The sequence below is a fragment of the Frankia sp. Mgl5 genome (assembly GCF_023242985.1).
Taxonomy (GTDB): domain Bacteria; phylum Actinomycetota; class Actinomycetes; order Frankiales; family Frankiaceae; genus Parafrankia; species Parafrankia soli.
In genome coordinates, this window is record NZ_JALKFY010000534.1 from 1 (window position 1) to 352 (window position 352).

The 352-nt window shown below is 55.7% G+C and carries 1 protein-coding gene; it reads right to left on the bottom strand.

From position 1 onward, the window contains the following. Positions 1-352 (bottom strand): FAD-dependent oxidoreductase (locus MXD62_RS10495; protein WP_248829130.1); only part of this gene is annotated, 352 nt, incomplete at both ends.

Here is a 352-nt window from a genome sequence, read left to right on the forward strand (position 1 = left end):
CCTTTGGGAACATCGCGTTGACGGCGCGAAGCAGATAATCCCGATCAGCCGGCAGTGTTCGCGGATCGCCAATCTCTCCGGAGTAATCCGTATCGGTGGTGCCGATGTAAGCCGTGTTTTCCCGGGGAATAGCGAAAATCATACGACCGTCCGGGGAGTCAAAATAGACGGAATTGGTCAGTGGAAAGCGGCTCCGCGAGACAACGAGGTGTACGCCTTTGGTTAGATGGAGGCGTTTTTGATTGAGCGAGCCGTCCTTCTTGCGCAGTTGATCGACCCACGGTCCGGTGGCGTTGACGACTTTTCGGGCAGCGATCTCATAGTGATTCCCGCTGATCCTGTCACGTACTTG